Consider the following 19,861-nt stretch of genomic DNA (forward strand, 5'->3'; position numbering starts at 1 on the left):
TAGATAATCCAATCTACTAGACTAATTTTCAACCATAAATTTTATTTCATCAATTTTTGCCGAAATTCTTGCGGATAAATAAGCATCTTTTTTGGCCAGTTTCTGCGCCACTTTTAATTGAGCAATAGCTCCTCTTTTTTGTCCCTCAAGTAGTAAGCATTGTGCTTGAGTAAAATAGGCATAACTTTTCTGATGAGATTCCGCTTGAGCTCTTGCAAGCTCCCGGCAAAGGGGTAAGTCTTCCTTGTATTGTCTACTGCCCTTAAGAAGGACGGCTGTAGCTTTTTCAGGTTGATTTGCGGTTAACAATCCTTGGGCATAAGCCATTAGAGCTGCATAATTGTCAGGAAAATTATTTTGTAATTCTGCAAGACGAGCGAGTGCTGATTGATATTGTGATAAACCTAACTCAGCCTGAGCCATAGCAATTTGAAAATTGAGATTACCATTATCCTGTAACAGTAAAGGGTTTAATTTTTCAGCTGCTTTCTGAAAATTGTTATTATTTAACAAGGCGAGTACGTACCCATACTGGCAAGCAGTGGCAGGATTTTTTTTATGACAATGATGTTCATAATAATCTAGAATTTGTTTATTGTTAGATGCGACAGAAACTCTGATTAATTCTTTAAATAAGGCATAGTCCAAAGAATCGGTATAATGTTTTTTAGGCAAACGGCTGGTTCTATTTTCAGCCTCAGCTATCCTGTCAGCATCCAAGGGGTGAGTCCGCAGTATGGCTGGAATATTGGCAGTGTAATAATAACGGGAATTTTCTTGCATTTTATTAAAAAATGCGGCCATACCTTGAGGATTGAAGCCTGCCTTAATAAGCATATCTATACCAATTCTGTCGGCTTCTTTTTCTTTTGAGCGTGTAAAATTAATGTTGTCCTGGGAAAATCCGGAAACGGATGCCATCATGGCGCCCATTCCAACAGTCGGATTCAAGACTCCTAATGCTGCAGACGCCAGAATAGAGGCTAATAATGGAACACGCATCTGCTTTTGATGTTCTATAATGCTGTAAAGATGATGTAAGCGAACATGTGCGATTTCATGAGCCATTACAGCGGCGAGTTCACTTTCATTGCTGCTCGTTAAAATGAGTTGGGTATTAATGCCTATGTACCCTCCTGGGCCAGCAAACGCATTGATTTCTTTGGATTTAACAATAAAAAAATAAGGTGTTTTGATACGACCATAATGTGCCAGTTTTTTACCTATGGAGTTGATGTACTGACTGGCCAAAGGATTGCGCTCTACGCTGTCCGATTGATTAATGAGTTGAATAAATTCTCTTTCCAATTGTTCCAGTTCTTTGGTTGTATAGGGTGAAAGACTTCCAGCATTAGTTATAGGTGCTAAAAAAAAGAATGCAATCCCCAATCCCCAGTAAAATAGTTTAGGTAACATGTTTTTCGTGATTAACTTATAATTTAAGTTCAATTTAATCATTAGGCTACTCAATAATTGAATAATTTGTTATCATTCGACCACATTAAGAAGGTGGTTAATATATGCACGAACAGTTTCTGCTTGCAGCACTTGAACAAGCCAAACTGGGGAGAGGCTTTTGTGCCCCCAATCCCAGTGTTGGGGCGGTTGCTGTGCAAAATGGTAATATTATAGCACAGGCATGGCATAGAGGTGCAGGTACACCGCATGCAGAACAATTATTGTTATCACAAATTCCACCCAAAACACCAGGGGTTACACTCTATGTTACGCTGGAACCTTGCAATCACTGGGGCAAAACTCCCCCTTGCGTTGACGCTATTATCAATCATGGTATAGAGGAAGTTATTTTTTCCTATTTTGACCCAAACCCCATTGTTGCCAAAAGTAATTCTTCAGAAAAATTACGTGAATATGGAATACAAGTCAGGCATATTCCTATAACGGCAATTGATGCGTTCTATAAAAGCTATGCTTATTGGACTATGACCCATAAACCAAGAGTCACTGTTAAAATAGCACAAACTTTTGATGGTAAAATTGGAAAACCTGAGGGAGATCGAGTGGTTTTGTCCAATGCTTTATGCGAACAATTCACTCACCAAATGCGTGCTGCCAGTGATGTTATATTAACCAGTGCCAAGACAGTTCAAATGGATAATCCAAGGATGAACGCCAGATTAGATAGTAGGGTGGTAGCAAAACCAGTTGCCATTGTTGACCGCAATTTAAGTTTGTCTGATGACACAATCATTTTTTCGACAGCAAAACATTGCCATATTTATCATCAACCACAAGCAAATCAGGCCAAGACTTATCCCAACAGCACTCATCATGTGATGCCTTTGCAAAATGGATTGATGGACTTGGGCGCAATAATAACTCACCTTGGTCAACTGGGATACCATGACGTATGGGTTGAAGCCGGTGGAGCTATTTTTTCTGCGTTACATAGTAAAGGATTGGTGCATAGAACCTATTTGTATTTGGTTCCCGGCAGTTTAGGGCATCAAGCGATATCAGCTTATCAACAACAGGGGATTTTTGAAAAAGCTCATACGGTAAGTTGGCAAGCTATGGGTGACAATATGATAGCATGTTTGGATTGGCAGGAGGATGAGTGTTTACCGGATTGATAGAAAATACAGGCAAAGTATTAGTGAACAGGCAAGGGCGAAATTCTAGTCGTTTAGTCATTTCCTCAAATTATCAGGATTTGAAACCTGGTGAGAGTATCGCTGTAAATGGGGTTTGTTTAACCTTGTTACCATCCGACTTGCCTGATCTGTGTTTTGATGTTTCACCTGAAACCCTGCTGGTTACGACATTGTCCAATTTATCATCTGGCGACATGGTTAATCTTGAAAGAGCTATGCTGGCATCTACCCGCTTTGGTGGTCATTATGTATCAGGCCATGTAGACACCAAGGCTAAAGTGAAATCCATTCGGGCTGTTAATGAATTTATCGCGATGGATTTGGAGGGTTTTACTTCGGAACACAAGCATTACCTAATACCCAAAGGCAGCATCACAGTAAATGGCGTCAGCTTGACTATTAATACTGTGTCAGAACAAACTATCGGACTCATGCTGGTACCACATACACTTTTAATGACCAATCTTGGTTCGTTAACAGTGAGTCAGCAAGTCAATATTGAATTTGATTATCTTACCCGTATTGTGGCTCATCAGCTTCAAATCATCGGGAAATTGAACCATGAGGTAGTGTCATGAAACATTCATTAGCAACAATAGAAGAGGCAGTGGCGACACTTAAAGCCGGTAAAATGATTATTCTAATGGATGATGAAGATAGAGAGAATGAAGGTGATTTGGTGATTGCTGCTGAGCACGCTACTCCTGAAGCCATTAATTTCATGTCGCGTCTTGGTTGTGGTTTAATTTGTTTGCCTATGGCAGAGGAATTGATAGACAAGCTCCAATTGCCCATGATGGCACGACATAACAAATCGCCGTATGGAACGGCATTTACTGTTTCGATTGAAGCAGCTAACGGTGTCTCCACAGGTATCTCAGCAAGAGACAGAGCTCGAACAATTCAAGTGGCTATTGATCCACAAAGTGGACCATCTGATATCATTTCGCCTGGGCATGTATTTCCTTTACGGGCTAGGAAAAGAGGAGTTTTAGAAAGACCGGGTCAAACAGAAGGCAGTGTTGATTTGGTAAAACTTGCCGGATTGACCCCGGCCGCAGTGATTTGTGAAATCATTAATGAAGATGGAACAATGAGCAGACGTGATGAATTAGCCCTTTTTTCAAAAAAACATCAAATACCTTTGGTCACCATTAAAGATTTAATTCATTACCGAATACGGCATGAAAACCTTATTCATCCCGTTGCAACCACTCAGATTCCTCTGGAGGAGAACGGTGTTTTTACTATGACAGTTTTTGAGAATCAGATTGATTCTGGTGAACATTTTGCCTTGGTTAAACCTCCTTTGTATGGTAATCAAGTGCCCTTGGTTCGCATTCATTCCGAGTGCATTACTGGTGATGTTTTTGGTTCCAGAAAATGTGATTGTGGAAAGCAACTGGAGTTGTCTTTATCTCAGATCGGAGCTGAGGGTGGCATATTAATTTATTTGCGTCAGGAAGGACGTGGAATAGGTTTGGCAAACAAATTAAAGGCGTATGCTTTGCAAGAGCAGGGGCTGGATACAGTCGATGCTAATCTGGAATTAGGATTACCTGCTGACGATAGAGATTATGCTGTAGCATACCAAATACTGAAACATTTGGGGGTTGACGCATTAAGGTTGCTAACCAATAATCCTTTAAAAATTGCTTCTCTTGAGCGTTATGGAATGAAGATTACTCAACGTATTCCTTTGGAAATTGAGCCCTCCAGGGAAAATCATAGTTATTTAAAAACCAAAAAAATAAAGCTGGGGCATTTATTAGCCATTGATTAGGATAAACATGAGAGAGATAAAAACAATTGTTAATGATGGTGTCACGTTTCCAATAGCGATAGTTGTAAGTACCTTTAATGAATTGATAACCTCTGCATTAAAAAAAGGGGCGCTAGATAGATTGACTGAACTGGGTTTTAAATCAGATGACATTACTTTAGTTGAAGTTCCTGGCGCAGTAGAGATTCCGTTTGTTGCACAGTTATTAGCGAAAAAACAAAAAGTAGAAGTCATAGTGGCACTTGGAGCAGTTATCCGAGGTGAAACCTCTCACTATGATTACGTTTGCGATCAAGTCAGCCAGGGGTGCCAAAGGGTTATGTTAGATTATAATATCCCTGTTGTCTTTGGGGTGTTGACTACTGAAAATGATGAACAAGCTTTGGACAGAGCAGGAGGAGCTCACGGCCATAAGGGGAGAGATGCAATAGATTGTGCAGTTTCCATGCGTTCTATTAAGCAACAATTGCAATAATTCTATTAATTTTGCTCAAATTTCTGTTATTTATATTTTCATTTTGATAGAATTGAATCCCGTTTACATGCAAATTAAATTGAACACCAAATTGGTGGATTCGGCATTTTGAGCGGGGTCAAAAAAATGACAAAATATATTTTTATTACTGGTGGTGTTGTGTCTTCTTTAGGAAAAGGCATAGCAGCCGCATCTCTTGCAGCTATTCTTGAAGCTCGTGGTCTTCGCGTTACATTGATAAAGCTTGATCCCTACATTAACGTTGATCCTGGTACTATGAGTCCCTTTCAACATGGTGAGGTTTTTGTAACTAATGATGGGGCAGAGACCGATTTGGATTTGGGACATTATGAGCGTTTTGTTAAAACAACAATGACCAAGCGTAATAATTTCACATCGGGAAAAATTTACGAAAATGTAATTAAGAAAGAAAGACGGGGAGATTATTTAGGGGGAACAGTTCAGGTTATTCCTCATATTACTAATGAAATCAAACGCTGTATCAAATTGGGTGCGGATGCATTCGATGTAGCTATGGTTGAAATAGGAGGAACTGTTGGTGATATTGAATCACTACCGTTTCTTGAAGCAATCAGGCAGATGCGTATTGAGTTAGGTTCACAACGCGCAATATTTATTCATCTTACTTTGGTTCCTTATATTGCTACTTCTGGGGAAACAAAAACTAAACCAACTCAACATTCGGTAAAGGAGTTGCGCTCTATTGGTATTCAGCCAGATGTATTAATTTGTCGTTCAGAAAAACCATTATCTATGGCGGACAGGGCTAAAATCGCATTGTTCACTAATGTTGAAAAAGAAGCTGTGATTTCTCTTGAGGATGCGAATAGTATTTATCAAATACCCATGATTTTACATGCGCAGCATCTAGATGAAATTGTCGTTAAGAAACTAGGCCTGGAGGCTAAGCAAGCTGATTTGAGCGAGTGGCAAAGAGTAGTTGATATGCAAGCCGTTCAAACGATGACAGTGAAAATCGCTATGGTAGGTAAATATACAGAGTTGAATGATGCCTACAAATCGATTAATGAAGCTTTATTGCATGCAGGAATTCATACTGAAACAAAAGTAGAAATTATCTATTTTGATGCTGAGTTGATAGAGAAACATGGTGCTTTATTGCTTGAATCCATTGATGCTATTTTGGTGCCTGGTGGTTTTGGTGAGAGAGGAGTCGAAGGTAAAATCAAGGCTATTCAATACGCTCGGGAACATAAAATTCCTTTTTTAGGGATATGTCTGGGGATGCAAACAGCCGTTATTGAATTTGCCAGAAATGTAGTCGGTTTGACAGGAGCTAATTCGACTGAGTTTAATAAAGAAACATTATATCCAGTACTTGGTTTAATTAGTGAGTGGATGGATGCTGATGGCAGCAAGCAGATCAGGGATGAAAATACTGATTTGGGTGGAACCATGCGTTTGGGTGGACAATACTGCCATCTTGCTGCAGGCACTCTGGCAAGAAAGGTTTATGGCAAACCACAAATTGTAGAGCGTCATAGACATCGATATGAAGTCAATAACAAGTATGTGGATAGTTTAGTAAAACATGGCTTAATTATTTCAGGACGATCAGCAGATAATTCACTGGTTGAGATGATAGAATTAGCGGATCACCCATGGTTTTTAGCCTGTCAATTTCATCCTGAATTCACATCAAATCCAAGAGATAGTCATCCTTTGTTTAAGGAATTTGTACTTGCAGCTCGTATTCATCATCAAGAGAAGGACAAAAAATGAGATTATGTGGTTTTGAAGCAGGCTTGGATAAGCCATTGTTTTTGATTGCTGGCCCTTGTGTTATTGAAAGTGAAGAACTGGCTTTAGAGACCGCAGGATATTTAAAGGAAATGTGCAGCCAATTGAATATCCCTTTCATCTATAAGTCTTCTTTTGATAAAGCAAACCGTTCGTCTATTTCCAGTTACAGAGGGCCAGGTTTTGAAAAAGGGTTGTCAATTCTTGAAAAGGTCAAATCGCAAATTGGTGTTCCTGTTTTGACTGATGTTCATGAAGACACACCTTTATTTGAAGTATCCAGTGTCGTTGATGTGTTACAAACACCAGCCTTTCTATGCAGACAAACCAATTTTATCCAAAAAGTTGCTGCCATGAATAAACCGGTTAATATTAAAAAAGGACAATTTCTTGCTCCCTGGGAAATGAAACATGTTATTGCGAAAGCAAAGGCGCAAGGCAATGAGCAAATTATGGCTTGTGAGCGAGGAGTGAGCTTCGGCTACAATAATTTGGTGTCTGATATGCGTTCCCTGGTTATCATGCGCGAAACAGGTTGCCCAGTGGTTTATGATGCAACCCATTCAGTTCAATTACCTGGGGGTAATAATGGTGTATCCGGAGGGCAGAGAGAGTTTATTCCGGCTCTTGCAAGAGCAGCCGTTGCTGTTGGTATTTCCGGGTTATTTATGGAAACTCACCCTGATCCGGACAAAGCATTAAGTGATGGCCCCAATAGTTGGCCTTTAGACAAAATGAAACAGCTTTTGGAATCATTGAAGGCAACGGATGAAGTCTACAAAAAATATAGAGATGACTTTTAAATTGAATAAAATCCCGTGCAAAAATAAATACAGCACGGGAGTACTCCTCGTTTGAGCTCCTGAGTTTATTTAATTAAGTAATACTGGTTTTAATTTGATTTAAAAGAAATATGATTGGTTTAAATAAAATCATGTTGATCTTAATGTTTTCTTGATGGATAAAATGTTATAATATCCACATTATGAAAATATTGGAGCCAGTTGTTATGCCCGGTATTAAAAAATTCAATTTAACTTATCAACAAGTACCTAAAGTATTTTCATTGCCTGAAAGTGTCTTTTTATCCAAAGATGCCGAATTAATTCCTGAAGAAGTATTGAAACAAACCAAAATACAAAAAAATGCTGTTACTAAAACAATTGAGCAAATCGATAAAGATCTTGACAGAACCTGTTACGTGGATTTTGATGGATTTACTGTTGCGCAATTAAAATCGGATTGGTTAACTATCAATTTTCAAGGTAAGTTAGTACTATCAGAAGGTGTTTATCCATCTTTTTCTCAGGGAGACAATACCGGTGCGGTAATAGGAGAAATTCTTCAAACCAAACACTTTTCCTTACCTTTGTCAGAAGAAGATCCTGAAGCATTCATGGACGTAACAAGAGACACATCAAGAATTTGTTTTTCTTATAAAAACTCTGCTGGACAACCCTCAGGATTTTCCCTGGTTGCTGCTCCAAATGGTGGTAGTGAAGGAAAACATAAAGGCTGGATTATTTCAGTGATTCAAAATACCGTTGGGAATTACAAGGACAGGAAAGTAGCAGTTCTTGCTTCTCCAAACTATGTTAGGTCTGAAGCTCAAACTTTAGTTGACATGGATAATCCTGATGCTATTGAAAAAGAATTAAAGACAATTATTAATAATGATAAAGTCGCCAGTTTAATAAAAGGCATTTTTAATGAAGATGGAACACTTAATGCTGACTATATTCGACAGTTGGCTTCACGAATCAAAGCGAATCGAAATATAGACAATCGTGATCGAAAGTCTGCACAATTCAATATCCTCATCGAATTGGCAGAACAATTGGATGATGAAAAATTAAGGCACTATATCAATTCAATAAAAGTTAATATGGCTGCAGATATTGAATTTTTCAAAGACGGAATCTATGAGCAGCATCTAAGCGAGTTATCGAACAAGATTGCCTTATCGTTCAGTAAAATGCCTTCTGTAAATAAAAACACTACTGATGTAAGCAGAATATTAAATAATATTTCCGAGCGTTACGCACAGATTAAAATGATCGAGGATGCAGAGAGAAAGAATCCCGAATTAGCGCATATTTTTAAAGCAATGGCTCAAAAAATACAATCTGATTTGCATGGTATAAAATTTGATGGAACACGTCGGGATAATCGAAATATTTTGCTCTTAAGTCAATTTGAAGTCGCAAGTGTTGAACAGAAGATTAGAAACTATTATCAAACCAATCCTTTGATAAAACAGTATATTATAGATAGAGATAAAGCGAATCACGATTTAGTCATTGAATTAAGCAAGTTATCTCCTCCCGGAAATGAGGGTTTTTTCACTAGAAATAGAGACTCATTTGGATTTGGTGTCTTTATGGGTCTAATAGTTGGAGTCAGTGCGGCATTGTTTTTGACTGGCGTTCTTGCCCCGATTGGAGTAGCTCTCATTGCTGTTGGGGCAGCCCTGTTTACTACAGGATTGGTAGGGGGGATCGACATTTATATCAATGAAAAAGAGCGTGCTAAAGAAATATCGCGTTATTTTGATGAAGTAAAATGCTTAAGAACTGCTCATACAGAGCATTTGGTTCGTTTAGAAAACAGTTTACATGAGCAAATCAATTTTTCTGATTTCCTAACTCCTGATAAACCAGAGTTTTTATCAGGCATCAAAGTCAATAAGAAAAAACCGCTGACTCCAGAGAGAGTAGCCCACGCTTTATGGCTACAGGATAAAAGCGCTCGAGATACTTCAGTAGCAAAAAGTCGATTTTCAATATGGGCTGCCAAGCAGGGAAACCTGAATTTTGGTATAGAAGAAGTGGAAAGTGTAATCAAACAAAGATATGTAATGAAATCATAAAAAATATTGAGAACGCAACGAAGCAAAAATTTATGATTCTTCTGCAAAACATAGCAAACGACTCAGCTGATTGGATAATAGGGTAAGAAAATATGTTGACTGATGCTCAAATGCAACAAGCTATTAATAATCTTAATGTTTTCATTGCAAACTATAACACACCACTATCCTGCTTTTCTTTGGAAAATGAACGAGTAACAAGGAACTGGTTTTTCAAATCAGATGCAATGCATACTGTTGCTCTGAGTACTTATTTAAAGAAAATTATCGATGAAGTTTCGAGCGATGAAGTAGATAAGACTAATCATTTGTATGCCAGCTTGTTTATTACCTTACAGAATTTTCTTCATTTACAACCGAACCGGATAATTGAAGATTTAAATTTGAATTTGGAGAATAAAAAATATCTCAAACGCAAAAACTTGATTATCAGCCGATTGGGTCATTTGCACGCTGAGAATCAATTCAAAGATGATCTGAGACAGCATCTTCTTCCTGAGATTCAATACGATATGAGAACAGGGCATTATACCTCGCCAGACGATAAGAAAGCACACCAACATGGCTCAGAAGCCCAGAGAATTTTCTTCTCTACTCAATGGGAAAGAGTTAAGGCTTTGTGCAATTGGTTTTTGGCTAAAATGGGTATTCATGTTTTTGAAACTGCTCGTTATAAAGAACATGATTATTTGGATAGCGAGGTCTATGCCAATGATCCAGCGATTGAACCAGGGGTAACTCAACAACAAACAGCCACTCATTACTGGATTGGTCATGCGTCAAATCTAATGACCATACCTGCTAATGATTCGCCATTGCATGTAGTCACTGATCCTGTTGAAGGTGATTTGGCTCCATTCTTATATCCCCGTATGACAGAGGAAGGTTGTTTAATTGATGGCACGGGCAGTAAAAAATTACCAAAAATTGATATCGTAGTGATTTCGCATAATCACCATGATCATGTCAGTCAGTCCACATTAAAGCGTCTTGTAAAACAGCAACCGAAGATGATAGTTCCGGAAGGTGATGAATCATTCTTTATAGGTATGGGATTTACCGATGTTGTAGGGCTGAAATGGTGGGAACAAGCAAAGATTGCAGATTTCCAAGGGAACGAATTATTAAGGATAACTGCAGTCCCTGCCAGGCATTGGTCGGGTCGATCACTGACCGACGCCCATCGCTCAGCATTTAATGGCTATGTGTTGCATGCAAATCAATTAGAAGGAGATATTTATTTCGCTGGTGATACAGCCTTAATGGATGACATGGTATCACAACCCATTTTTGAAAAGTTCAATATCGTTACTTCTATTCAACCTGGTGGCCCTGATGAGCGGCGTGAAGATATGGAGTCTACTCATCAATCTTCTGCTGATGCAATCCTGATGCATTTTAAAATATTGGCCGCACAATATCAAAAAATGAAAGAGAGGAATGACAATTTATCTCTTGATGAGTTTTTAATGAAAAACCAGTATCTTAAAACTCTGTATAACCATACGGCTACCTTCAAATTAGGAAATTTACGTCTGAAAGATACTTATTTCAGTTATCAGAGAATGGTTGCTGCTTTCAGGGAAGACGCTCAATGGCGGGCTGTTCATTTACCGAAACATGAGCAAAAGGTCTATGATTATATTCAACTTTTGATGAACAGGATGAGTTTTAAAAATAATCAACGGCTTAATAATCAGCAAATTGCAGATTTGATTCTAAGTAGGGTTGTGATTCCCAAAATTGGTCAAAGACAACCACTTTACTTTAACGAAAAACCAACAAAGGCAAGAGCATTTCAATACCGTGATCTGATTACCAATCGTCGTGCTTTACTTGAGTTTGACATGCTGCTGCAAGAATCGATAGATCAATCGAATAAACTCTTTAATGTCAAGCAACTTATTTTAAATCTATTGAAGGCATATCAAAATCCCTGGCATGCCTTTTTTTCCAGAACGCATCTTGGAGTAAGGAACTACGAGCAGGATATCCGCAATTGCCAGAGTAATAGTGATTTGCTCGATGTGTTAAACCATATGGAAATAAACATGGGTAAAAGAAATCATCATGGCCATATGCAGAGCCTAATTTATTATGCTAAATGGGTAATCGATTTTTCCAATCAACATCAAAATCACACTTTAATGAAATTTAAAGAGTATTTTGCTTGCCAACAGGTAAGAAAATTGGCTGATCAAGAAATTCATCATGCTGGCGCTTTCGTGGGTTTTGGAGATCGTGCAGCGAAGCAAGAGCAGTTTAAAATACTTTCAAATGAATTGGCTAATTTGCCTGAGAATGTTACAGAATATAGAAAAGCTATCGATAATTGGCTTGTCACACGAGTTAATGATGGACAATCTACCCAACAATTGCTTAGTGAAAATCGCTCATCTATTTTTGCAAAAAAAGTAACCCGTGCAGCAAACACCATGCTCCACATCAAAACAACTCTTGATATGGCACTATTAAGTTAATAGATACACTATATCCCTAGTCTTTTGTATTCAAGGTCTGGATGTTATGCACTTATTTTTTTACTGAAAATAACAGAAGAAATTTCAAGGCAAAATAGTTTTTTTGGGGGATATATCGGGGTAGGGTTGTTTGGCGGAGAGACAGGGATTCGAACCCTGGGAAGGTTGCCCTTCAACGGTTTTCAAGACCGCCGCAATCGACCGCTCTGCCATCTCTCCGGTCGAGAATACTATATGAACATCTATCATTTTGCAAATCTTTTTTTATAGATAAATAAAAGAATGATAGGTTGTTCGCAAATTAACTGGTCCTAGGTATAATGTCCCAAATTTTCCAGTTGCTGTTCTTGTAAATGCAGCAGATATAATTGATAGGTGTGCTTTATGAAACGAATTCATGTGTTATTTCTTATTGGGTTGGTTGTTGGAATATCGTCCTGTGCGAAATGGGGAAAAGATGATGAAGATAATAACCCATATAAAGGTATGACGGCTAAACAGCTCTATACTGCGGCACAAACCTCCTTAAAAAAAGAGGAGTATGCTACCGCTGCCAAACAGCTGGAAGCTATGGAGTCTATGTATCCTTTTAGTGATTATACTGAAAGCTCTCAGATGCAACTTATCTATGCTTATTATAAAGACGAAGACTATCCTTCTGCTGCAGCAACAGCTGAGCGTTTCATTCATCTGTATCCACGAGCAAAAAACGTCGATTATGCCTATTATATGAGAGGCTTGGCTAACTTCCAGCAAACACGAGGTGTATTTGCCAAAATGCTTCCTATGGACGAATCCTGGAGAGATCCTGGGACACAGACTCAAGCCCTCGTTGATTTTGCTACTCTAATCCAGAAATTCCCTGACAGCAAATATAAGGCTAATGCCTTGCAACGCATGATTTATTTACGAAATATGTTTGCTCAGCACGAACTCAATGTTTCTCTTTACTACTTCAAGCGCAAAATGTACGTGGCGGCCACTGAACGTGCGAGTTATCTAGTGAAAAACTATCCTCAAGCTCCCAGCGCTCAAAAAGCTTTAGTTGTAATGTACGAAGCCAATAAGGCTTTAGGGCTTAATAAGGCAGCAGAGGATGCTATGGCTGTTTACAAGGCTACTTACCATACCTCCAATATGGTAAGAATTAATTCTTGATGAGTATAAAAATTTATAGAGTTTATTCTGCAAGCCGGGTTCAACATGTGATATGTAATTCAATCGTTTTCTCTTGAGTAAAGATTAGAGGGAACTCTGTTAACAAACGAGTTCCCTCAATATGTTCCGGGTTAAAATGACACTACTTTATACAGTCTAATCTTCGGCAGCTTTTTCAATTTGAGATGGCTTCATTTCAGCAGCATTAACAGTATTAACAAAGATCTTCATTAATCCGTTTATAAGTTCTCTCAATTCTCCACTTAATAAGGTCAACGCAGCATCTTGTCTTTGGTATTCTTCTTCAAGTTGCCTGATTTCATTAAAATCGTCGATCAGATAATCAAGGCTTTTCAATTTTTTGAAGGTGAAATCATGCGTCAAGGTGAACTGAATGCGCTCTTTCCAAATTAATGAGATTTCTGCAGTCCCCATGCCTTGAGCTAGTAGAGTCAGGATTTCTTCGGCGGGTAATTCGTAGCCTTTGCAATGGACTCGTTTTTTCTCATCCTCAAGAGAAAAGAGCAAACAATCGGAGGCTAATTGAAAATCATCAGGAAGAGTTGCTGGAGAATGGAGCCATTCTGCGAATCGCAAAGCAAGGTTTTCAGTAAGATTTAATGGTTCTATCAGAATACCGGGGATTGATTTACGTAAAAATGAGGTCAATTGAGACGCCTGATTGTTGCTTGAAGTGTTAATAATTAATCTCTGACTGACACTATCAAGAATCGCTAAAAGTTTTTTTTGCACACAAAAAGATTTAGGCAATAGTTCAAATTCAAGATCTTCAGCCATTTGAGCTCTTTCTGCCCGTTTTACCGGTCGACCTTGAGTTGTTTCTATTTGCTGAATTTTTTCCTTGAGCATTTTATTAATGACTCCTCGTGGAAGGATTCGTTCTTCTTTACCAAGGCAAATCAGCGTGCTACCAGCTGCTTCATGAACCATTTCCTGTTCAAACGCAGGGACCCAACCATAGGTGAAGCGAGCATGAGGTGGGCAGGGTTTAAGTGCTTCTTCAGTCAAGAAGCGGTTTAAATCACACTCATCGTCTAGTTTGTATTGAAATATCAGTGCATTATTGAACCACATAATCAGTCCTTAAAATAAATTTGGGATGTTATCACGTATATAATTTTACTGCGATGATCAGAGTCTGTTGACATTTCGACGCAAGAGAGCAAAATGTCAACGAACCCTGGCCTAATCTTATAAAATGCAATAAGTACCTATTGCTATAGTTCTATTGTAAGGTAATTTATAGAATTCAATATTTAAATTCGCTGAGTAATTGCGCATCAAGAAAGCAAACAGTTTTTCTTGCCAATAAAAACTTAGAGATCTTTTTTCTTTTGAAGCCATAATATTGGGGATTTCAACCATGAACGTTGCTGTATCAACGTTAAACTTGAAAGGAAGTAAATTTTTATTACAAGCTTTCTCCAGGCTTCTGGGGATATTAATTGTTTCCATAAAGCCATAATGTATAACTAATTTACAAACTTTTTCGTCAAGACAAACAATTTCATAGCGCTGGGTGTAATGAACATAAGGAATGTTATCAACTATATAATTTACAATTAAGACATTTTCTGGCATTGAACGGTTTAGTTTAAGAAAATGGAGAAAACTACCACCACTTTTATCATAAACATCAGTAATAAAAATCGCCGAGACGCCAGGCAGTTGATTTAAGCTTTTATATTGTAATTGTTTTAAAATTTTAGAGATATCTTCTTTGTTCATATAAAAATTATCTCTTAAATACTCTAAACCATAGCGCCAACTGTACATAATAAAGGCTATAAAGAAAGCTAAAACAATTGGAACCCAGCCACCTGTAATGAATTTATGAGTATTTGCTCCTAGAAAAGCTAAATCAATCAAAAGGAATAGGCCAAAGAGGAACATCACGCTGAATGTTGACCATCTCCATATTGAAACAGCGGCATAAGCAACCATGGCATCAACCAAAAGCATTTCAAGATTTACAGCAATTCCATAAGCATGAGCCAGGTTATCCGAGGTTTTGAAAGCCAGACAAAATGCCATGGTACCGATAAATAAAATAAAATTGATTTGCGGGACATAGATTTGTCCTGAATGCAGCATGGATGTCTGGACAATTGGAATTTTGGGGCATAAACCTAACAACACGGCTTGTTTGGTTAATGAAAAAGTTGCTGAAATTACGGCTTGAGATGCGATCACTGTAGCAACAGTTGCAATAATGATTAAAGGCAGATAAAACCATGGTGGCGCAATCATGAAAAATGGATTACTTATTTCTTCTGGGCGTACTATCAGGTTAGCGCCTTGGCCAAAATAATTTAATAAAAGGCAGGGAAGGGCCACAAAAAACCAGCTGAATCGTATTGGATTTTTACCAAAATGACCTATGTCTGCAAATAAAGCTTCCCCTCCTGTTACTACAAGGAAAATACCCCCCAGCAAAAAGTATCCGCGCAAGCCTTCATCAACCAAAAATGCAATGGCGTAGTAGGGATTGATCGCTTTCAAAACTGTTGGATGTTCGACAATTTGCAGTATTCCTAATATGGCTATGGTTATAAACCAAACAAGTATAAGCGGGCCAAAAAGGTAGCCTATTCTTGCTGTGCCTTTGGCTTGTAAAGAGAAAAGCAAAACGAGGATTAAAGAAGCTATGGGAAGAACATAAGGGTAGAGCTTGTCTGAAAGAGTTCCAAGACCTTCTACCGCACTAACAACGGAAATGGCAGGCGTTAGCATACCATCACCCAATAACAAACCGGCACCAAATATGGCGACTATGTAAAATAGAGGTTGATATTTGGTGCTCTTATGCTTCATCAAGGCAAGAAGTGCTAGAATTCCTCCTTCCCCATCGTTATCCGCTCGAAAAATAATCATTAAATACTTAAAAGAAACAACAATGATTAACGACCAAAAAATGAGCGATAATACGCCTAATATATTGAATTGATTGATAGGAATACCTGATAAGGTAACTTTTAAAGCATACAGCGGGCTAGTACCAATATCACCAAACACAACCCCCAGAGCTCCAAGGGCAAGGCCATAAGTGAATTTATTTTTTTTCATTTCATAGGATGAGTAACGCATTGACTATCACCAAAAGGCATTAATCGCCAGTACATAGGTCATATAATGTGAAGTATTGATTCCACTTACAGGGAACCAAACCCCACCAATTACTCCAATGTTTTCATTGAAGTTGTATTCTATTGCCGGAGCTAGTGCTTCTTCTCTAAATGAGCCGTTGCCAATGACTACGGGGGCAGCATCCAAATCACTGACATTGACTGGAGGGCTTCCAATGCTGTTAAAGTTTAAAATACCGTTAAACCGAGTGGCTTTACCAGTTGCAATATAACCTTCCATTACGGCAACCCAGTGTTGAGTAAGAGTAAATTCAAAGGCTAAGTCTAAGTTATTTTCGATGCCGGGTTTAACCGTCCCATGAGTATTTATTGAACCACCATAACTGCTTAGCCCATCAACATGAACATTGCTGGAAAAAAGACGTGATGCAATAAATCGTGTTCTTAGATAATGGGTTTTAAAAACTTGTAATAAATATTGAAAGTCTAAGCCCACTAAAGTTTGGTAGCTTCCAAGACCAGTGGCATCAGTGCCAAGTAAAGCCGGATTCAATTGGTCATAACGTCCAGTCGGTATTGTTTCCTGTAAAAGGACACGAAAATCGATTCTTTTAGGAGAGCCTTTTTGTTCCAACACTTGTATTCCCAATGCAGTTGAAACATCAGCCAAATGGTTCTCATGGACTCCGCGTGTCGAGTTGAATAAATAAGGTACAGTCAACTGCACATCCAGCCAGTCAGTAAAACCATGGGTGAGTATTGGGTTAGCTGCAAAGGTTTTAAACTTGGGTGTGGATATCCGTTGTCCAGATGCGTTGTATTGGCCATTAGTAAAGACATCAATCCCATAGACTTCTAGGTTGGTATGACCCTTGGCAACGGTATGGCCAGCGGGTGCCAATAAAGGTCCGGTGAACCAGGGGTCGGCATAAGAAAGGTTTACCAAAGATGAAAATAGAAAAATGGCTAGGTATTTTGTAAATTGCCGCATATTTGTCCTTCTTTCCATTGCAAGTATAATTCTTGATAGTGTAGATTAACTGACTTTTAGGTTTTGGGAAATAGAGAATGAAAGCGAAAGTTATTTTAGTAAGTGGGAAGCAAAACACTGTATTAAGAGGTCATCCATGGATTTTCCCCAAAGCCATAGCCCAATATTCGGGAAAACTGATTACAGGTGAATTGATTGAGATAATAAGCTCTGAAGGAGAGAATTTGGGTGTTGGAGCTTATAATGAGCACTCTTTATATAGAGTAAGAGTTCTTGCTCTCTCCAATGAACAGATAAATCGCTCGGATTACAAATCTTTAATTACTCATAGAATCAAACAAGCCAGTCTGGTTAGACGATGTCTTGATTTGCCAAATGAACAGACTAATGCTTATCGACTGTTCAACAGTGAAGCGGATGGACTTTCTGGTTTAACGATTGACTGCTTCAATGAATATTGTGTTATAGCGAGTTCTGCTTATTGGGTAGAATTGAATAAATCGATTATTGTTCAGGTGTTGCAAGAGCTATTCCCGCATAACCATATCATTTGGCTTCCTCAAAACAAACCGTTATCTCAAGATGGTTGGAAAGAAATCCATATGGAGAAAAGTCAGGATAGCACGCAGGTTATGGAAGAAGGTGTTCTGTATCATGTTGAATTTGCGCATACCCAGAAAACTGGATTGTTTCTTGACCAAAGAGAAAATCACAAGAGGATAGCAAAACTATCCAGGGGAAAAAAAGTCCTGGATCTTTATACTTTTACCGGAGGGTTTGCTTTGCACGCAGCGAAAGCGGGCGCTCTTCATGTTACTGCTGTAGATAGCTCCGCACAGGCAATAGAGCAGGCTAAAAATAATGCTGTTTTAAATCACTTAAATAATATTGAATTTATTAAAGCAGATGCCAGAGAATATCTGAAAATGGCCGGTGAATATGATGTGGTGATTCTTGACCCACCAAAACTGGTTCCTTCACAGAAACATTTACAGCAAGCTAAAAATTATTACCGATTTTTACACAGAGAAGCATTTAAATATATGAAAACAGGATCTTTAATGATGACCTGCAATTGTTCTTCAGCACTTTCATCTCAGGATTTTTGTTCTCTGGTAAGCGCTCAGGCTGTTGCGATGGGAAAGCAGGCGCGTATTTTAGGCGTATACGGGCCAGCAAGCTGTCATCCCACTTTGGCAGCCTTCCCAGAAGGAAATTATTTAACAGCAATTTTATTTGCATTGGTGTAAAAGGACCTTGATTTTTAAATCATGAATGTTATTGGGTTGATTTTTATTGTATAATATTTGATTGGTTTGGTCTTAATATGTATAATCAGTGTTTGTTGCAACAGAATAAATTAATCATCATTTAATGGGTATAGCATTGAAAATCAAGTCAATTATTTTATCTTTTTTTCTTATTTTGGTGACTAATGTAGCTTGCGCTGCTGAAGTGAGTTTAAGAGATAAAATTGGACAGATGATAATATTAGGATTCCAAGGCAAAGTGGTTGACGAGAAATCACCTATTGCCCAGGCCATTGAGAAAGACAATATTGGTGGTGTTATTCTTTTCGATTTTAATCAGCAGTCACAAACTTTTGATAAAAATATAGAAAGTCCAGAACAAGTCAACCAGTTAAATAATCAGTTACAAGTACTAACACAAAAAGCCAATCATAAGTATCATAGAGATAATTTACCATTGTTGGTTTCAGTTGATTACGAGGGAGGAAATGTAAATCGATTACATCCACGTTATGGATTCCCCGAAATGCCTTCGGCAAAAGACGTTGGTTCCATGTCGCTGGAGAGAGCTAATGCGTCAGCAAAATTGATGGCAAATACTTTAAAATCAACAGGATTTAATTTGAATTTCTTCCCTGAATTAGATGTGAATATAAATCCTGATAATCCTATCATAGGTAAAAAAGACAGGAGCTTCTCTTCGATACCGGAAGTTGTCACTCAATACGCACAACTTTATACAGAGCAGTTTATAGAACATCAAATACATTGTTCTTATAAACATTTTCCGGGACATGGCAGTTCATTATCTGATTCACATTTAGGTTTTGTAGATATAAGTGATACCTGGAGCGAGCAGGAGCTAATCCCTTTTTTACAACTATTGTCTCAACCCAAGCATTGCGATATGGTGATGATAGCTCATATTGTCAATAGAAAACTGGATATGACAGGACTTCCTGCCAGCCTTTCTTACCAGATCATTAACGGATTATTGCGTCGTGATTTAAAATTTGATGGGGTTGTGATCACTGATGATATGCAAATGAAAGCAATAACAAATTATTATGGATTAGAGGCTGCTGTTACACTTTCAATTAATGCAGGAGCAGATATGCTAATATTTGGTAATCAATTAGTAGAAAAATTTCAAGGCTCGAAAGAAATTATTGACATGATAGAGCAAAAAGTTCGCTCTGGGGAAATTTCTGAACAAAGGATTAATGAAGCTTATCAGCGAATTGTAAAAATGAAGAGGTCTTTTAGTTATTAGAGGTTCTCTGGTGAGAGTGTCTTGATTATCTGGGTACTACGGACAAGCTGAGGCTGGTAAGCGATGTGGGTTAATGAT

The 19,861-nt window shown here is 38.2% G+C and carries 15 protein-coding genes and 1 tRNA gene; 11 read left to right on the top strand and 5 right to left on the bottom strand.

The window, feature by feature from the left end; genetic code table 11:
* Window positions 1–21: 21 nt before the first annotated feature.
* Complete coding sequence (locus OQJ02_RS05560) at window positions 22–1,458, bottom strand: M48 family metalloprotease (protein ID WP_265718249.1); 1,437 nt, start codon at window positions 1,456–1,458, stop codon at window positions 22–24.
* A gap of 62 nt (window positions 1,459–1,520) precedes the next feature.
* On the opposite strand from OQJ02_RS05560, the gene ribD reads away from it, so the two are divergent.
* The 8 genes from ribD (at window position 1,521) to OQJ02_RS05600 (ending at window position 12,004) form a co-directional block, all read left to right on the top strand.
* Window positions 1,521–2,594 carry a bifunctional diaminohydroxyphosphoribosylaminopyrimidine deaminase/5-amino-6-(5-phosphoribosylamino)uracil reductase RibD gene (ribD, locus tag OQJ02_RS05565; protein WP_265718250.1) on the top strand — a complete coding sequence of 358 codons (1,074 nt, stop codon included), beginning with the start codon at window positions 1,521–1,523 and terminating at the stop codon, window positions 2,592–2,594.
* The gene (locus tag OQJ02_RS05570; protein ID WP_265718251.1) at window positions 2,579–3,193 is read left to right on the top strand and encodes a riboflavin synthase; all 615 of its coding nucleotides are present in this window, start codon (window positions 2,579–2,581) and stop codon (window positions 3,191–3,193) included. Before ribD ends, OQJ02_RS05570 begins: the two co-directional genes overlap by 16 nt.
* Window positions 3,190–4,398 (top strand): 3,4-dihydroxy-2-butanone-4-phosphate synthase, encoded by a 1,209-nt coding sequence (gene ribB, locus OQJ02_RS05575; protein ID WP_265718252.1) that lies wholly within the window; start codon window positions 3,190–3,192, stop codon window positions 4,396–4,398. Before OQJ02_RS05570 ends, ribB begins: the two co-directional genes overlap by 4 nt.
* Before the next feature lie 7 nt (window positions 4,399–4,405).
* On the top strand, window positions 4,406–4,873 hold the full coding sequence (gene ribH, locus OQJ02_RS05580) for a 6,7-dimethyl-8-ribityllumazine synthase (protein ID WP_265718253.1): 468 nt from the start codon (window positions 4,406–4,408) through the stop codon (window positions 4,871–4,873).
* A gap of 126 nt (window positions 4,874–4,999) precedes the next feature.
* Entirely contained in the window at window positions 5,000–6,637 is a 1,638-nt protein-coding gene (locus OQJ02_RS05585) for a CTP synthase (RefSeq protein WP_265718254.1), read from the top strand.
* Complete coding sequence (gene kdsA, locus OQJ02_RS05590) at window positions 6,634–7,458, top strand: 3-deoxy-8-phosphooctulonate synthase (protein WP_265718255.1); 825 nt, start codon at window positions 6,634–6,636, stop codon at window positions 7,456–7,458. The genes OQJ02_RS05585 and kdsA overlap by 4 nt, the downstream gene beginning before the upstream one ends.
* A 173-nt stretch (window positions 7,459–7,631) precedes the next feature.
* Window positions 7,632–9,524: a hypothetical protein gene (locus tag OQJ02_RS05595; protein WP_265719799.1), complete on the top strand. Its 1,893-nt coding sequence runs from the start codon at window positions 7,632–7,634 to the stop codon at window positions 9,522–9,524.
* 92 nt (window positions 9,525–9,616) lie between these two features.
* Window positions 9,617–12,004: an MBL fold metallo-hydrolase gene (locus tag OQJ02_RS05600; RefSeq protein WP_265718256.1), complete on the top strand. Its 2,388-nt coding sequence runs from the start codon at window positions 9,617–9,619 to the stop codon at window positions 12,002–12,004.
* A gap of 131 nt (window positions 12,005–12,135) precedes the next feature.
* Here the strand turns inward: OQJ02_RS05600 and OQJ02_RS05605 are convergent.
* A tRNA-Ser gene (locus OQJ02_RS05605) sits at window positions 12,136–12,223 on the bottom strand.
* 165 nt (window positions 12,224–12,388) lie between these two features.
* On the opposite strand from OQJ02_RS05605, the gene OQJ02_RS05610 reads away from it, so the two are divergent.
* A complete protein-coding gene (locus tag OQJ02_RS05610) occupies window positions 12,389–13,162 on the top strand; it encodes an outer membrane protein assembly factor BamD (protein WP_265718257.1) in 774 nt (257 codons plus the stop codon).
* A 156-nt stretch (window positions 13,163–13,318) separates the two neighbouring features.
* Here OQJ02_RS05610 and OQJ02_RS05615 read toward each other — a convergent pair whose 3' ends face one another.
* The 3 genes from OQJ02_RS05615 to OQJ02_RS05625 form a co-directional block, all read right to left on the bottom strand.
* Complete coding sequence (locus OQJ02_RS05615) at window positions 13,319–14,257, bottom strand: recombination-associated protein RdgC (RefSeq protein WP_265718258.1); 939 nt, start codon at window positions 14,255–14,257, stop codon at window positions 13,319–13,321.
* A 117-nt stretch (window positions 14,258–14,374) separates the two neighbouring features.
* Window positions 14,375–16,249, bottom strand: a complete 1,875-nt coding sequence (locus OQJ02_RS05620; RefSeq protein WP_265719800.1) for a potassium transporter Kup — start codon at window positions 16,247–16,249, stop codon at window positions 14,375–14,377.
* Window positions 16,250–16,276: 27 nt separating this feature from the next.
* A complete protein-coding gene (locus OQJ02_RS05625) occupies window positions 16,277–17,260 on the bottom strand; it encodes a hypothetical protein (RefSeq protein WP_265718259.1) in 984 nt (327 codons plus the stop codon).
* A 77-nt stretch (window positions 17,261–17,337) separates the two neighbouring features.
* Between OQJ02_RS05625 and OQJ02_RS05630 the strand changes: the two genes are divergently transcribed.
* The gene (locus OQJ02_RS05630; protein ID WP_265718260.1) at window positions 17,338–18,510 is read left to right on the top strand and encodes a class I SAM-dependent rRNA methyltransferase; all 1,173 of its coding nucleotides are present in this window, start codon (window positions 17,338–17,340) and stop codon (window positions 18,508–18,510) included.
* A 124-nt stretch (window positions 18,511–18,634) separates the two neighbouring features.
* On the top strand, window positions 18,635–19,783 hold the full coding sequence (locus OQJ02_RS05635) for a glycoside hydrolase family 3 protein (RefSeq protein ID WP_265718261.1): 1,149 nt from the start codon (window positions 18,635–18,637) through the stop codon (window positions 19,781–19,783).
* The last annotated feature ends 78 nt before the right edge of the window (window positions 19,784–19,861 follow it).

The sequence above is a fragment of the Legionella sp. PATHC032 genome, from assembly GCF_026191185.1.
Classification (GTDB): domain Bacteria; phylum Pseudomonadota; class Gammaproteobacteria; order Legionellales; family Legionellaceae; genus Legionella.

What these genes read in the sequence shown, in the direction of transcription:
- OQJ02_RS05630 (WP_265718260.1), top strand. Translation starts at nt 17,338, where the DNA reads ATGAAAGCGAAAGTTATTTTAGTAAGTGGGAAGCAAAACACTGTATTA.
- ribH (WP_265718253.1), top strand. Translation starts at nt 4,406, where the DNA reads ATGAGAGAGATAAAAACAATTGTTAATGATGGTGTCACGTTTCCAATA.
- OQJ02_RS05625 (WP_265718259.1), bottom strand. Translation starts at nt 17,260, where the DNA reads ATGCGGCAATTTACAAAATACCTAGCCATTTTTCTATTTTCATCTTTG.
- kdsA (WP_265718255.1), top strand. Translation starts at nt 6,634, where the DNA reads ATGAGATTATGTGGTTTTGAAGCAGGCTTGGATAAGCCATTGTTTTTG.
- ribD (WP_265718250.1), top strand. Translation starts at nt 1,521, where the DNA reads ATGCACGAACAGTTTCTGCTTGCAGCACTTGAACAAGCCAAACTGGGG.
- OQJ02_RS05600 (WP_265718256.1), top strand. Translation starts at nt 9,617, where the DNA reads ATGTTGACTGATGCTCAAATGCAACAAGCTATTAATAATCTTAATGTT.
- OQJ02_RS05560 (WP_265718249.1), bottom strand. Translation starts at nt 1,458, where the DNA reads ATGATTAAATTGAACTTAAATTATAAGTTAATCACGAAAAACATGTTA.
- OQJ02_RS05620 (WP_265719800.1), bottom strand. Translation starts at nt 16,249, where the DNA reads ATGAAAAAAAATAAATTCACTTATGGCCTTGCCCTTGGAGCTCTGGGG.
- OQJ02_RS05635 (WP_265718261.1), top strand. Translation starts at nt 18,635, where the DNA reads ATGGGTATAGCATTGAAAATCAAGTCAATTATTTTATCTTTTTTTCTT.
- ribB (WP_265718252.1), top strand. Translation starts at nt 3,190, where the DNA reads ATGAAACATTCATTAGCAACAATAGAAGAGGCAGTGGCGACACTTAAA.
- OQJ02_RS05610 (WP_265718257.1), top strand. Translation starts at nt 12,389, where the DNA reads ATGAAACGAATTCATGTGTTATTTCTTATTGGGTTGGTTGTTGGAATA.
- OQJ02_RS05585 (WP_265718254.1), top strand. Translation starts at nt 5,000, where the DNA reads ATGACAAAATATATTTTTATTACTGGTGGTGTTGTGTCTTCTTTAGGA.
- OQJ02_RS05615 (WP_265718258.1), bottom strand. Translation starts at nt 14,257, where the DNA reads ATGTGGTTCAATAATGCACTGATATTTCAATACAAACTAGACGATGAG.